Here is a 13,309-nt window from a genome sequence, read left to right on the forward strand (position 1 = left end):
GAATATTACCAGCGGATAAGACGCGGGATGACCAACCGGCCGAGAATCGCGCACAATGCCACCGCTAGAGAATACCATAGACCGACATAGAATATGCTGTTGAACGGGCAGTGCAGGCTGTAGGCCGCCGCGCCCAGAGCGCCGGACGACATGCCGACGAGCCAGCCCGCGCGTTCCAGAGCAACCGGTGCGCCGCGCCGGAGCCAAAAGACTTGTGCTGCTGCGATGCCGCTACCCACCAGCATGCTGATAGCAAGACATTCTACACCATAGCGCGGCACGAATATTGCCACATTATCGGGGGCAGCGATCATTGCCATGACAATGGCGGTTGCCGGAAAGAGCAAGGCCGCCAGCAGCGCCCATATCCAGCCTTTGAAGCTGTTGCCGACCGCCGGCTGGCTCATCGCGATAACCGCATAGCTGCTGGTCACGCCGAGCAGTAGCAAGGCACCGCCCCGCAGAAAGAACATCGGATGCGGCATGCCCATCAATATGTCTCCGCGGATTCCGGTCAGCATTGCAACCGCCGCCGCAAGAATTGCGGCAATCGCTAGCGTGAGCGCAAGCCCGTCGCGATTCTTCAACGGCTTTACCGGCGTCAGTTCTTCGACGAGACGATCTATCATCATGTCCGACATCATATATACTCTTCTACTATCACTCTGTTTCGACCATCGACGACAGCTTTTTCAGCCCCCGATGGATATTCACTTTAACCAAGGATTCCGACTGGCCGGTCATTGCCGCTGCCTCGTTGATGCTGAGGCCTTCAATCTTGACCAGGCCGATTACCTCTGCCTGTTTTGGCGGGATCATGCCGAGCAGCCGTTCCAGACTGACCTTGGCGGTTACCGTTTCGTCCTGCGGATCGGCAACCATCTCTTCATAGAGCTGGTCATGCTCGTGCCGGTAAATCTTGCGTAGGCTGTCGATCCAGCGGTAGCGCCCGATGGCGGCGAGCCAGGGCAGAAACGCCCTCGCCGGATCGTAGCTCGCCCGCTTCCGATGCAGCGAAATCAGCGTTTCCTGCACCAGATCATCAATCGCCGCCGGATTGATCTTGCGGGCATAATAGCGGCGCAGCCATTTTTCGCATTCGGTGAGCAGGGTCGAATAGCAGAGCTTGTCGCCGCCCTGTGCCTTGATCATCAGGCGCCGAAAAGTTTCTTCATTGGCGATCACTGGATTAGCCGAACTTGTGACCGATCAACCGGTCCAGCGAGAACATCCCGCCGCCCCGCACGATCAACATGCCGGCCAGAGCGACCCAGATGATATGGGTCTGCCACCAGGCTTCCGGATAGACGAAGAACTGGATGACCAATGTCATGCCCAGCAGACCGGCTGCACCGATGCGGGTAAACAGGCCCAGCACAATCAGGATCGGAAGGAAATGCTCTGCATAGGTAGCCAGCAGGCCGGTAATTTCCGGATAGGGCATGCCATATTCCTCCCGGAACAGGAAAACCGTCGTGTCGCTCATCTGCAGCCAGCTGCCGTCTTCGACTTTGGTGCGCGCCGAGCGCCAGAAAATGCCGGCAAGGGCCACGCGGGTGAACAGAAGGGCGATGCCCTCCGGCACGGAACCGCTGATCATGGCGATCAGCTTTTTTATCATATCGGTCATTTCTCTACCCCTTGATTCGCTTCAGCGCCCCGGCCTGGATCAGCTTGACAATATGCTGCATCGCCGTGGCTTCATCACTCAATTCGAGAGCATGTTCCAAAAGGTTACCCATGGTTTCGCTATCGGCAATTTTTTCTGCAACAGCATGTTCTACCGCGGTGAGCGGATGGAATAATATCTGCGCTTCCGGGCGGGCGATCATCAGCGCTTGCGGATCAAAATCGGCCAGCTCCGGTAGCTCCGGTGACAAGGGGCCGGCAAGTTCCAGCAGGCGCATAGCCGGATGGAGGATGACCGGGAAAGCCAGCAGATCGGCTTCCGCGAGCGTGGCAATATCGGCCAGGGCGAGGGGCATGGCTTCGGCGCTGCGATAGCTTTCCAGCCAGGCCCATTCGATCCGGGCGAGATCAATCTCGGTAGCGCCATATTGGCGCTCGCCCAGAAAAGCGGCGAAACCGGCACCGATGTGATTGAGGTCGCAGGTCATGATATGATCCTGTTCGACATAGTCGCGCGAGACGGCGTGAAATTGTTCGTGCCCCATATGGGCGTGCAGCCGGGGATAGCAGTCTTCCAGCGCCACCAGCCGGGCGTGGGAAATCGTATTGGCGTGGGCTTTCAAGCCCAGCAGCGCGCGGGCCTTGTCCTCGGCAAACATATCATCGGGAAAATGGGCCGGGCCTTTTTGCAGGCATGCGATGAAACGGGACTGGCCTTCAGCGAGCGAGGGCATGGCGCTGCACTTCCGAAAAGGGGGCGCCCAGGATGGTTTCGGCCTTGGTGACTTCTGCCATCAGCACCTCATATTCGGGAATGTCCGTGTCCCATTCGATCAGAGTGGCAATCGGGCCGGCGCGTTCGATGAAACGGCGATAGAGGTTCCAGGTGACATCGCTGACAATCGATCCGTGATCGTCGATCAGCAGTGGCCCGCTGTCGTGCTTTTCCGTCGCATGGCCTGCAAGATGGATTTCGCCGACGATCCCCGGATCGATCGCGTCGATATAGGCTTCCATATCCAGCCCGACATTGGTCGCGGCCACTTCTACATTGTTGATGTCGAACAGCAGGCCGCACCCCGCCTGACGACAGAGCGCGTCGATAAAGTCGGTCTCGCTCATCTCGTCGTCGCGATAGCTGAGATAACGGGAAGGATTCTCGATCAGGATAGGACGCTGCAAGCGATCCTGCACCTTGCCGATTTCGCCCGCGAAATGGTCGAGCGCTTCTTGTGTATAGGGAATGGGCAGTAGATCGGGGTAGCGGTCATGGGCGTTGCCGCTCCAGCTGAGATGGTCGGACACCATTGCCGGCTGGTAGCGATCGCAGAGCGCGGCCAGCTTGTCGAGATCAGCGCTATTGAGCCCGTCGGCGCTGCCCAGAGACAGACCGACGCTGTGAAAGCTCAGGGGATAAACCCCGGCGATGGCAGTGAGCCAGCGGTGTGCCGGACCGCCATCGCCGAAGTAATTCTGTGGATGTACCTCAACCCAGGATGGGCATTTCGCTTCCGGGGCTTCATCCAGCACATTGCTATAATGTACCGACTTGAGACCTATGCCACCCGATGGGGGGAGGGATTGCGGCATAGTTACCACCGATGAAGCGTGAGGGTCAGGAATTGCGGACATCCACGGAATTTAGCGCGTTCAGCCCCTCTTGGGAACCGGTTTCGCATTGCCCTTGTGCGCGGTCAGGGTGCCGCCCATCTTGACGCAACTGTCCTTGGCGACCATTTTCCAGGCATTGCCCTGATAGTCGGCCGTGGATGTTCCGGCGCAGCTGGTGCCCGGACCGGCTGCACAATCATTCTTGCCGGCGAGTGCGACGCCATAGCATTTTTCCTTGGCGCCCGCAGCCTGGGCAGCGGTGGCAGACAGGGACATGGTTGCAGCAGCAGCCAGAGCGGCGGCAGCGGCGGTTGTTTTGATCAAAGTAGACATGATATTTTCCTCTTTAGAAATTGGGGGACCTAGTCCGAACCAGCCGAAGCGGGCTCACACTGACATTCGCCGTATCCGGCAATCCGGTTACACAGGGCCTCCGTAGCAATGCGGATTGCCGCCAAAACGAATCGCAAGGCCTTGGAAATCTAACAAAAATGGAGAGAAATATTTTCCGCCCTTTCCCTTGACGGCGGATGAATAGCTATTACATGGGCTTCGTTAGCACTCGAAAGGAGAGAGTGCTAATTCACACAAATTCTGCTCTGTCGACCAGCCGCAACGGCTGGTCTGAAGAGATTTGGATTGGACAAGAAAGGGAAATCTATGAAATTTCGTCCATTACATGACCGTGTTCTGGTGCGTCGCGTTGAAGCGGACACCAAGACAGCTGGCGGCATCATCATTCCGGATAGCGCCCAGGAAAAGCCATCTGAAGGCAAGGTTGTCGCAGTCGGCAACGGCTTGAAAGATGATAACGGCAAATCTACTCCGCTCGACGTCAAAAAAGGCGACAAGATCCTGTTCGGCAAATGGTCCGGCACGGAAGTTACCGTCGAAGGTGAAGAGCTGATCATCATGAAGGAAAGCGATATTCTCGGAATTATCGAGAAGTAGTTGCTTACCCCGTCATAATTTCAATCAATAAGCAGGAGAAAATATCATGGCTGCTAAAGACGTAAAATTTGGCCGCGACGCTCGCGAGCGCATCCTTAAAGGTGTGAACACGCTGGCTGACGCTGTAAAAGTAACCCTCGGCCCCAAGGGTCGTAATGTTGTGCTCGACAAGAGCTTTGGCGCACCGCGCATCACCAAGGACGGTGTATCGGTTGCCAAGGAAATCGAACTGAAAGACAAGTTCGAGAATATGGGCGCGCAGATGCTTCGTGAAGTCGCATCGAAAACCAATGATGTTGCTGGCGACGGCACCACCACCGCTACCGTATTGGCTCAGGCCATCGTCAAAGAAGGCATGAAATCCGTTTCTGCCGGCATGAACCCGATGGATCTGAAGCGCGGTATCGATCAGGCTGTTTTAGCCGTGGTTGCGGATCTCAAGAAGCGTTCGAAAGACGTCAAGGGCAGCGATGAAATTGCCCAAGTTGGCATTATTTCCGCCAACGGCGATCGCGAAGTTGGCGAGAAAATCGCTGAAGCGATGGAAAAAGTCGGCAAAGAAGGCGTGATCACGGTTGAAGAAGCCAAGGGTCTCGACTTTGAACTCGACGTTGTTGAAGGCATGCAGTTTGACCGCGGTTACCTGTCGCCTTACTTCATCACCAACCCGGACAAGATGATTGCGGACCTCGAAAATCCTTACATCCTGATCCACGAAAAGAAGCTGACCAACCTGCAGCCATTGCTCCCGATTCTGGAAGCTGTTGTTCAGGCCGGCCGTCCGCTTCTGATCATTGCTGAAGATATTGAAGGCGAAGCGTTGGCTACTCTGGTAGTCAACAAATTGCGCGGCGGCCTCAAGATCGCAGCGGTCAAGGCTCCTGGTTTCGGCGATCGTCGCAAAGCGATGCTCGAAGATATCGCGATCCTCACCAAGGGTGAAATGATCTCCGAAGATCTCGGCATCAAGCTGGAAAGCGTTACGCTGAACATGCTCGGTGAAGCCAAGAATGTCACGATCGATAAGGATAACACCACGATCGTCGACGGCGCTGGCAAGAAGAGCGACATCAAGGCGCGTGTTGAAGCAATCCGTAACCAGATCGAAAACACCACTTCCGACTATGACAAAGAAAAACTGCAAGAACGTCTGGCGAAACTCGCTGGCGGTGTTGCTGTGATCAAAGTTGGCGGCGCATCCGAAGTTGAAGTGAAAGAGAAGAAAGACCGTGTCGACGACGCGCTGCACGCAACCCGTGCTGCTGTTGAAGAAGGCATTGTCCCAGGCGGCGGTGCTGCGCTTCTTTATGCTACTTCGGCTCTCAAAGGCCTTGAAGGCATCAACGACGACCAGACCCGCGGCATCGACATTGTTCGTAAAGCGCTGCAGGCTCCGGTTCGTCAGATCGCTGAAAATGCGGGCTTTGACGGCGCGGTTGTTGCTGGCAAGATGCTGGACCAGAAGAGCAAGGAATTCGGCTTCAACGCATCGACCGATGTTTATGAAGACCTTGTCAAAGCCGGCGTGATCGATCCAACCAAGGTTGTTCGTGCAGCATTGCAGGACGCTTCCTCGGTTGCCGGTCTGCTGATCACCACCGAAGCGGCTGTGGCAGAAACGCCATCAGACGACAAATCCGGTGGCGGCATGCCCGACATGGGCGGCATGGGCGGCGGCATGGGCGGAATGGGCTTCTAAACCCAACCACCCAGCTACGGCTGAAACCAACAAGAGGGGCTGGAAGGAAACTTCCGGCCCTTTTTCATGGTCGCTTTGGCAGGGTTTTGAACTTTTCCTCGAGAAAGCTGGTGAATAATTTTGTTCGAGCGGGCAGCACGGGCGAAGCAGGTCGCACCGCCCATATGTCCCAGTCCGGCAGGATGCGAAGTTCGGGCAACAGGATTTTCAGGCGGCCGGACTCGAGATGGTCTTGAACGTCCCATAAGGACTTCATCGCGATTCCGAGCCCATCCAGTGCCGCGATCGCCACTGCTTCACCGCTATTGGTCTGGAACGATCCGGAGACCGCTATTTTCCTTTGCCGTTTATCCGCTAGTTGAAACAACCAGTTCTGACCGCCGCCCTGCAATATGCAATTGTGATTTTTCAGATCATCGAGATCGCCGGGAGAGCCGCGCTTCGCAAGATATTCTGGCGAGGCAACGAGCGCTCGGGGACTTTCCGCCAGCTTGCGTGCCCGCAGACTAGATGGTGCCAGCGCACCGACCCGGATAGCAAGATCATAGCCCTGCTCGACAATATCCACGACATTGTCCGACAGATGCAGCTGCACTTCCGCTTCGGGATGATCCGCCATGAATTCGGCGATATGCGGAGCGATATAGCGATGACCGAAGGTCGATGACGCGGTGACCCGTAGCAGGCCCTTGATCCGGGTCTCGCCGCCGGAGATGTCCAGCCGCGCTTCTTCCACCGCATCGATAATCCCCTTGGCGTGGGTCAGGAAACGCTCGCCATCCAAGGTCAGCGTGACTGACCTCGTGGTGCGGTTGAGCAGGCTGACGCCAAGACTGGCTTCCAAGGCCTGCAGGCGCTGCGTTGCTGTGGCGGGAGAAAAGCCGAATTCTTGCCCCGCCTTGCCGATCGCACGCAGTGCAGCCACCCGAAGAAATAATCGCAGCGAAAGAAGATCCCAATCCATTATTCAGATATATCGAATAGTGATTTCAAAAATCAATCAATTATTCATCCAGGAGAATATTGTATTGAAACCCCACAGCCGGCGGACCGGCGTCAGAAAAAGGATACCAAATATGAAAGCCATTGGATTAACCCGTTACCTGCCCATCGAAAATCCGGAATCCCTGATCGACGTGGAACTGGACAAGCCGGTCGCCGAAGGCCGCGATATATTGGTCAAAATTCACGCCATCGCGGTCAACCCGGTCGATGTAAAAGTACGGGCGCCCAAGGATGACGTCGAGGAAACGCCCCGCATTCTCGGATGGGACGCCGCAGGTGTCGTGGAGGCTGTTGGCGCGGACGTCACCCTGTTTAGTCCCGGAGACGAAGTCTATTATTCCGGAGATATCACGCGGTCTGGCGCTTATGCCGAATATCAGCTGGTGGATGAAAGAATTGTCGGTCGCAAACCGAAATCGCTCGACTTTGCCGCCGCAGCCGCTTTGCCGCTAACCACCATCACCGCCTATGAAGCCTTTTTCGAACGGCTGGGTATCGACCGCGACGGCGGCAACAAGGGCGAGACGATATTGATCATTGGCGGCGCTGGCGGGGTTGGCTCTATTGCGATCCAGCTGGCAAAAGCCGGCGGTCTGACGGTGATAGCAACCGCTTCCCGCGAAGAGACATCGCAATGGGTCCGCGACCTTGGCGCCGATCATGTGATCAATCACCGTGAATCGCTGCGCCCGCAGGTCGAGGCGCTGGGGCTGCAATATGTAGATCATATTGCGATCTTCAACCATACCGACGGCCACTGGGATGCGGTTACCGATTTGATCCGGCCACAGGGACTGATCGTGACGATCGTTGAAAATGAAAAGCCGCTAAGCCAGGATGTGCTCAAGACCAAGGCCGCGGGTCTGGTCTGGGAATTCATGTTTGCCCGTTCTATGTTCCAGACGCCCGACATGATCGAACAGCATAAGCTGCTCAGCTATGTCGCCGACGAAATTGATGCGGGCAGAATCCGGTCGACGGTCAGCGAAATATTCACGCCGATCAATGCGGAGAATCTCCGCAAGGCGCATGCCCTGCTGGAAACCGGACGGGCGACCGGCAAGATCGTGCTCGAGAATTTCGGTTCCTGAAATAACCCGACGAAAAGGACATAGAATGACATTGGTAATCAACGCCCATATCCACGCCGTAGCCGAGAAACGCGATCTGGTGATGGCCGAACTTGATCTGCTGCTCGCACCGACCCGTGCCGAGAAAGGCTGCATCTCCTACATCCTCTATCAGGATAATCTCGACCCGAACCATTTCATGTTTCAGGAAGAATGGGAAAGCAGGGAACTTTGGCAGGACCATATGCAAGGGCCGGGACTGCAGCGCTGGTCTGCAAAAACCGCCGGAGCGGTTGCCGAGTTCACGCTCTACGAGATGACCGAGGCAGGCTAGAAATTATCGAAATGATATGGGCTGGGAGAAAACTTCCGGCCCGTTGTCTGTCCGCTGTTAGCAGCGTCGACGACGCAATTTGGTTACAATAGCTATCATCCACGCTTTCGCCTTGGTATAGCCCGCTGCTCAGGAGATGGAGCCCGGCCAGTGCCGGGTAGTGTGAGGGATAACGCGCTATGGTCTGCAGCACCTTCGAACTTTTCAAGATTGGCGTCGGGCCTTCGAGTTCGCATACGATGGGACCGATGTCGGCGGCAGCGACGTTCGTGGGGCGGCTGGCGGAGACCGGCAAGCTGGCCGGGGTGACGCGGCTGGAGACATTGCTTTTCGGGTCGCTGGCGTTGACCGGCAAGGGGCATGCGACGGACCGGGCGATCCTTCTGGGGCTTTCCGGACAGCGGCCGGAAAATATCGAACCGGATGCAGCAGATGTCGTGGTGGAGCAAATCCGCTCCCTTGCGAAAATAAGCTTGAACGGCTCGCATGACATCGCCTTTGACGAAGAAACGGAGGTGATCTTCGACCAGAAGAAGCGGCTCGATTTCCACAGCAATGCGATGCGGTTCAATGCCTATTCCGGCGGCGATATCATCGACACGCGGGTCTATTATTCCGTCGGCGGCGGTGCGATCCTCGACGAGGACCAGATCGGCAGCAATAATCCGGAAACCGGATTGTGGGATGTGCCGCATCCTTTCTGCTCGGGTGCCGATTTGCTCAGAATTGCAGAAGAAAAAGGGCTGTCCATTGCCGATATCATGCGCAACAACGAGCGCACGGGAAAATCCGATGACCAGATAAGCGACGATATTCGAGCCATTGCCGATGCGATGTCGGCCTGTATCGATCGCGGCATATTGCAGGGCGGTATCTTGCCGGGCGGCCTTCGGGTCAAACGCCGTGCGCCCCTGATCCACGCCCGCCTGATGGAGCGGCAGGAACGCGCCTTGTCCGATCCGCTGACCATTCTCGACTGGGTCAATCTCTGGGCGCTGGCGGTGAACGAGGAAAATGCCGCTGGTGGCAAAGTGGTGACCGCGCCGACCAATGGTGCGGCCGGAATCATCCCGTCGGTGTTGCGATTCTATGAAAGATTTGCGCCAAAGGCCGATGCAGCGGGCGTCGAGACTTTCCTTCTGACAGCAGCAGCAATCGGTTCCCTGTTCAAGGAAAATGCCTCGATTTCCGGCGCCGAAGTCGGCTGCCAGGGCGAAGTCGGTGTGGCCTGTTCGATGGCGGCGGCAGGCCTTACGGCGGCATGGGGCGGCACAGCTTCGCAAGTCGAGAATGCCGCGGAGATTGGCATGGAGCATAATCTCGGCCTGACCTGTGATCCGGTCGGCGGGCTGGTGCAGGTGCCGTGCATCGAGCGCAACGCGGTCGGTGCGGTCAAGGCGATTGAGGCTGCCCGCCTCTCGATCCTCGGCGACGGCACCCATCGCGTCAGCCTCGACGAGGTCATCGAGACGATGCGCAAGACCGGACTGGATATGAGCGAGCGCTACAAGGAAACGTCGCAAGGTGGACTTGCCGTCAATTTGGTGGAATGCTGACCAAAACGGGAGGGACTATCGATGAAGAAGCTGGGCCTGGGTCTGATGGTATTGATACTGTTCGGGGTGGGCGTTGCCCTTCTGTTTCAGGAGCAGATTGGCAAGCGGCTCTTTGTCAGCGCAGTTGAAACAGCGGTGGCGCGTGATGTCATCGGCGATCTGCCAGACGGCATGCACGTGGCACTTTGCGGCTCCGGTTCGCCGCTGCCCGATCCGACCCGTGCCGGTCCCTGCTCGGCCGTGATCATCGACGGCAAGATGTTCATTGTGGATATCGGCGGCGGCGCGGTGCGCAATCTGGGCCTGATGGGCCTTAACCCCGGCGCGACCGAGGCGCTGTTGCTGACCCATTTTCACAGCGATCATATCGATGGCATGGGCGAATTGATGCTGCAGCGCTGGGCTGGTGGTGGCCGGGACACCCCGTTGCCGGTGATTGCGCCGGAAGGGGTGGAGGCGATCGTCGATGGTCTGAACGCGGCTTATGCGGCTGACGTGCAATATCGCATTGCCCACCATGGCGAAGCGACGATGTCGTTGACCGGGGCCGGCGGCGCAGCGAAGCCATTCGCTCTTCCCGACGGGCAGGAACAAATGGTTGTGTACGAGCAGGATGGCATCAAGATCACCGCCTTTTCTGTCGCCCACAAACCGATCTCGCCCGCGGTCGGCTATCGCTTCGATTATAAAGGCCGCTCGGTTGTGTTCAGCGGGGACACGGTGAAGTTGCCGATTGTTGCCAAAGCCTGCAATGGCTGCGATCTTCTGGTCCATGAAGTGCTGAATGCCGAGATGGTGGGCACGCTGGAAGCTGCCTTTCAAAAAGTCGGGCGCAAGCGACTGGTCAAGATCATGGCGGATATTCCGGATTATCACACGACTCCGGTTGAAGCGGCAGAAACGGCCCAGGCCGCGAAGGCGAAAATGCTGGTCTTTTCGCATATCGTGCCGGCTTTGCCGCTCGGCTATCTCGACGCCTATTTCATGAAAGGCGCCGATGTCGCTTATGATGGCCCGATGATACTCGGCAAGGACGGGATGCTGTTCAGCCTTCCCGCCAATAAGGATAGTATCGAACAGGGCGATTTGCTTTAATTTGCCGACAATTCCTGTGCTCCTGCGCAGGCGGGAGCCCATCTCCTGAAATTGCGTCTAAACGCACAAGCGGGAGATGGGCCCCCGCCTTCGCGAGGGCACGACCATGACCACAAACCGTTTTTGGCAATTGAACAGCCGCCCCGAAGCACAGGATGTGTCGGGCTCGCTTTCGCTCGAAAGCGAATCCATGCCGGAAATTGCCGATGGCGAAGTGCTGGTCAGGGCGGCCTATCTGTCGATGGACGCCGGTACCCGGATGTGGATGACAGAGCGCGAGGACAGCTATCAGCCGCCGCTCGAGCTGGGCACGAAGATGGTCGGTCTGGTGCTCGGCCATGTTGCAGCCTCGCGCCATGACGGCTTTGCCGAAGGCGATCTGGTGCGCGGCTTCGGGCAATGGGCCGAATATAGCGTGTTGCAGCCGGAACTGGCAGGGCTGGTGAAGGTCGATGACAGTATCGACGACATCAAACAGCATTTCGGGGTGCTCGGCTTCAACGGTTGGACGGCGCTGTGGGGCATACAGGAAACCGCGGGTGTGAAGGCCGGTGACAATGTGCTGGTTTCTGCCGCCGCCGGGTCTACCGGCGTGCTGGCCTGCCAGGTTGCGAAGATTCTGGGCGCGAATGTCTATGGTCTGGCGGGCGGACCCGATAAATGCCGCTGGCTGGAAGACGAGCTCGGCATCACCAAGGCGATTGATTACAAGAATGACGACATTGCCGCCGAGTTGGCCAAGGTCGAAGGCGGCATCAACGCCTATTTCGATAATGTCGGTGGGCCGATACTGGATGCCGTCCTGCCCAATATGGCGCTCTACGGCCGAATCGCGCTTTGCGGTCTGCTTGCGCAATATGAGGGCGACGGACGCGGGCGCGGGCCGGAACATTTCGACCAGATATTGATGAAGCGGCTGCGTATCGAAGGCTTTTTCTCGCCCGATTTTGCCGATCAGGGCGAACGGCTGACGGTGGAGCTGAAGCAATGGCTTGACCAAGGCCTGATCGATACGCCATTCGATGTCACCGACGGCATCGAGAATGTCCTGACCGCTTATGGCAAACTGTTCAGCGGCGGCAATATCGGCAAGGTGCTGGTGAAAATCTAGTCTTTGGCCTGCCGGAAGCGCAGCCCCCAAAGCGACAGTCCCATGATGGTCAGCGCGTAGCAGAATGCCATGATCGAAATGCCCGACCACCCGCCATATTCATAAGTAGCCGCGCCGAGCCAGCTCGATATGCCGCCGCCGATAAACATGATCACGATATAGATGGTCATCAGCCGGGTCCTGATTTCCGGCGCGCGGCTGAACAGGATCGTTCGGCTGCAAATATCGACCGATGCGCCGCCAATGGTGTTGAAAATAACCGCGACCACCAAAATCCAGAGATTATCGCCGGCAAACGGCAGCAGGCAGACACCGACCAGCTGCGCGAGAGAGAAATAGATGCGCGCACGTTCCGCTCCGATCCGGTCCGCGAAGCGGCCGGCAAAGGGTGAGCCGAGCACATTGATTATGGCGATGATCGCCAGATAGCCAACGGTGTCGACGCCATAGCCGTTGCGGGGCAAATGCAGGCCTATTGCCAGCCAAAGCGCCAGAAAAAGTCCGAACGACAATGCCTGGATCAGTCCGCCCAGCGGCACCTCCGGCAGGGATTTCATGATCGGCCAAAGCGAGCGCAACAATTCGCCGTAGCGCGGTGGCTCGACACCGGAGGGTTTTTCATCCCGCCTGCGCTCCATGATCAACGGCAACAGGATCACCAGCAACGCCATGCTCGCCACCCCGACCCAATAGGCCGATCGCCAGCCGAAATAATGGCCGAGCAAGCCGCCGCCGACCCGGCTGCCCAATATTCCCAGTGTCACACCCGCAGTCATGATCCCGGTAACATGGCCGATCCGTCCGGGCGCGACACGTCGGGTGACATAAGCGGGCAGCAGATAGGGCGCTATGGTGACAAAGCCGAGCAAGGAAGAAGCGACGACAAATGTTGTGAAGCTTCCGGACAGCGCCATCGCCAGCATGGCGAGAAATTGTCCGGCGACAAATATGGTCACGAGCTTGCGGTTGTTGATCCGGTCACCAAGCGGCAGCAGCAATAATATACCCAGCGCCAAGGCTATCTGGTTGAGTGCCGGCGCCAACCCGATGGTCGCACCGCTGACCCCGAATTCTTCTGCAACCGGCGTGATCAGCGGGTGGATATAATAGCCATTGGCCACCACTGCTGCCGCCGACAGCGCGAAGAGGAAAAGTTTGAGTTCGCTGATGCGGTTGGGCGCATCGCTTGCGATGGGGTCTGGACTGCTCATTTCCGTGTGCGCTTACGCGATAAGCGCAAAAGCGGAA

General features: G+C 57.5%; 15 protein-coding genes. 7 read left to right on the forward strand and 8 right to left on the reverse strand.

All coding sequences use genetic code 11. The features are described from left to right. Positions 1–5: 5 nt before the first annotated feature. The 6 genes from ACWFTY_RS02600 to ACWFTY_RS02625 are packed head-to-tail and all read right to left on the reverse strand — an operon-like array spanning position 6 to position 3,573. A complete protein-coding gene (locus tag ACWFTY_RS02600; RefSeq protein WP_447525842.1) occupies positions 6–632 on the reverse strand; it encodes an NrsF family protein in 627 nt (208 codons plus the stop codon). Between the two features lie 28 nt (positions 633–660). Further along, positions 661–1,185 carry a sigma-70 family RNA polymerase sigma factor gene (locus ACWFTY_RS02605; RefSeq protein WP_447525843.1) on the reverse strand — a complete coding sequence of 175 codons (525 nt, stop codon included), beginning with the start codon at positions 1,183–1,185 and terminating at the stop codon, positions 661–663. Positions 1,186–1,189: 4 nt separating this feature from the next. Continuing rightward, the gene (locus ACWFTY_RS02610) at positions 1,190–1,630 is read right to left on the reverse strand and encodes a DoxX family protein (RefSeq protein ID WP_447525844.1); all 441 of its coding nucleotides are present in this window, start codon (positions 1,628–1,630) and stop codon (positions 1,190–1,192) included. A 4-nt stretch (positions 1,631–1,634) separates the two neighbouring features. Continuing rightward, the gene (locus ACWFTY_RS02615; RefSeq protein ID WP_447525845.1) at positions 1,635–2,363 is read right to left on the reverse strand and encodes an HvfC/BufC family peptide modification chaperone; all 729 of its coding nucleotides are present in this window, start codon (positions 2,361–2,363) and stop codon (positions 1,635–1,637) included. Then, positions 2,347–3,261 carry an MNIO family bufferin maturase gene (gene bufB / locus ACWFTY_RS02620; RefSeq protein ID WP_447525846.1) on the reverse strand — a complete coding sequence of 305 codons (915 nt, stop codon included), beginning with the start codon at positions 3,259–3,261 and terminating at the stop codon, positions 2,347–2,349. Before bufB ends, ACWFTY_RS02615 begins: the two co-directional genes overlap by 17 nt. 18 nt (positions 3,262–3,279) lie before the next feature. Further along, positions 3,280–3,573 carry a BufA1 family periplasmic bufferin-type metallophore gene (locus tag ACWFTY_RS02625; protein WP_447525847.1) on the reverse strand — a complete coding sequence of 98 codons (294 nt, stop codon included), beginning with the start codon at positions 3,571–3,573 and terminating at the stop codon, positions 3,280–3,282. 327 nt (positions 3,574–3,900) lie between these two features. On the opposite strand from ACWFTY_RS02625, the gene groES reads away from it, so the two are divergent. Further along, a complete protein-coding gene (gene groES, locus ACWFTY_RS02630; protein WP_447525848.1) occupies positions 3,901–4,191 on the forward strand; it encodes a co-chaperone GroES in 291 nt (96 codons plus the stop codon). Positions 4,192–4,237: 46 nt separating this feature from the next. Continuing rightward, positions 4,238–5,890, forward strand: a complete 1,653-nt coding sequence (groL, locus tag ACWFTY_RS02635) for a chaperonin GroEL (RefSeq protein ID WP_447525849.1) — start codon at positions 4,238–4,240, stop codon at positions 5,888–5,890. A gap of 64 nt (positions 5,891–5,954) precedes the next feature. On the opposite strand, the gene ACWFTY_RS02640 is transcribed toward groL, so the two are convergent. Further along, on the reverse strand, positions 5,955–6,854 hold the full coding sequence (locus ACWFTY_RS02640; RefSeq protein WP_447525850.1) for a LysR family transcriptional regulator: 900 nt from the start codon (positions 6,852–6,854) through the stop codon (positions 5,955–5,957). A gap of 112 nt (positions 6,855–6,966) precedes the next feature. Here ACWFTY_RS02640 and ACWFTY_RS02645 point away from each other — a divergent pair, with 112 nt between their 5' ends. From ACWFTY_RS02645 to ACWFTY_RS02665, 5 genes are all read left to right on the forward strand, one after another. Then, entirely contained in the window at positions 6,967–7,986 is a 1,020-nt protein-coding gene (locus ACWFTY_RS02645) for a zinc-binding alcohol dehydrogenase family protein (RefSeq protein WP_447525851.1), read from the forward strand. Positions 7,987–8,011: 25 nt separating this feature from the next. Continuing rightward, on the forward strand, positions 8,012–8,299 hold the full coding sequence (locus ACWFTY_RS02650; RefSeq protein WP_447525852.1) for a putative quinol monooxygenase: 288 nt from the start codon (positions 8,012–8,014) through the stop codon (positions 8,297–8,299). 179 nt (positions 8,300–8,478) lie between these two features. Next, positions 8,479–9,855 (forward strand): L-serine ammonia-lyase, encoded by a 1,377-nt coding sequence (locus ACWFTY_RS02655; protein ID WP_447525853.1) that lies wholly within the window; start codon positions 8,479–8,481, stop codon positions 9,853–9,855. 21 nt (positions 9,856–9,876) lie between these two features. Further along, positions 9,877–10,950 carry an MBL fold metallo-hydrolase gene (locus tag ACWFTY_RS02660; RefSeq protein ID WP_447525854.1) on the forward strand — a complete coding sequence of 358 codons (1,074 nt, stop codon included), beginning with the start codon at positions 9,877–9,879 and terminating at the stop codon, positions 10,948–10,950. 106 nt (positions 10,951–11,056) lie between these two features. Beyond that, complete coding sequence (locus ACWFTY_RS02665; protein WP_447525855.1) at positions 11,057–12,061, forward strand: NADP-dependent oxidoreductase; 1,005 nt, start codon at positions 11,057–11,059, stop codon at positions 12,059–12,061. On the opposite strand, the gene ACWFTY_RS02670 is transcribed toward ACWFTY_RS02665, so the two are convergent. Then, on the reverse strand, positions 12,058–13,272 hold the full coding sequence (locus tag ACWFTY_RS02670) for an MFS transporter (protein ID WP_447525856.1): 1,215 nt from the start codon (positions 13,270–13,272) through the stop codon (positions 12,058–12,060). The two genes, ACWFTY_RS02665 and ACWFTY_RS02670, sit on opposite strands and share 4 nt — an antisense overlap. Positions 13,273–13,309 lie beyond the last annotated feature (37 nt).

Source organism: Parasphingorhabdus sp. NYA22 (assembly GCF_976973735.1).

Bases quoted from the DNA above. Each gene is read 5' to 3' on its own strand.
- ACWFTY_RS02660 (WP_447525854.1), top strand. From the start codon at position 9,877: ATGAAGAAGCTGGGCCTGGGTCTGATGGTATTGATACTGTTCGGGGTG.
- groES (WP_447525848.1), top strand. From the start codon at position 3,901: ATGAAATTTCGTCCATTACATGACCGTGTTCTGGTGCGTCGCGTTGAA.
- ACWFTY_RS02615 (WP_447525845.1), bottom strand. From the start codon at position 2,363: ATGCCCTCGCTCGCTGAAGGCCAGTCCCGTTTCATCGCATGCCTGCAA.
- ACWFTY_RS02650 (WP_447525852.1), top strand. From the start codon at position 8,012: ATGACATTGGTAATCAACGCCCATATCCACGCCGTAGCCGAGAAACGC.
- bufB (WP_447525846.1), bottom strand. From the start codon at position 3,261: ATGTCCGCAATTCCTGACCCTCACGCTTCATCGGTGGTAACTATGCCG.
- ACWFTY_RS02645 (WP_447525851.1), top strand. From the start codon at position 6,967: ATGAAAGCCATTGGATTAACCCGTTACCTGCCCATCGAAAATCCGGAA.
- groL (WP_447525849.1), top strand. From the start codon at position 4,238: ATGGCTGCTAAAGACGTAAAATTTGGCCGCGACGCTCGCGAGCGCATC.
- ACWFTY_RS02670 (WP_447525856.1), bottom strand. From the start codon at position 13,272: ATGAGCAGTCCAGACCCCATCGCAAGCGATGCGCCCAACCGCATCAGC.
- ACWFTY_RS02655 (WP_447525853.1), top strand. From the start codon at position 8,479: ATGGTCTGCAGCACCTTCGAACTTTTCAAGATTGGCGTCGGGCCTTCG.
- ACWFTY_RS02625 (WP_447525847.1), bottom strand. From the start codon at position 3,573: ATGTCTACTTTGATCAAAACAACCGCCGCTGCCGCCGCTCTGGCTGCT.
- ACWFTY_RS02600 (WP_447525842.1), bottom strand. From the start codon at position 632: ATGATGATAGATCGTCTCGTCGAAGAACTGACGCCGGTAAAGCCGTTG.
- ACWFTY_RS02665 (WP_447525855.1), top strand. From the start codon at position 11,057: ATGACCACAAACCGTTTTTGGCAATTGAACAGCCGCCCCGAAGCACAG.
- ACWFTY_RS02640 (WP_447525850.1), bottom strand. From the start codon at position 6,854: ATGGATTGGGATCTTCTTTCGCTGCGATTATTTCTTCGGGTGGCTGCA.
- ACWFTY_RS02610 (WP_447525844.1), bottom strand. From the start codon at position 1,630: ATGACCGATATGATAAAAAAGCTGATCGCCATGATCAGCGGTTCCGTG.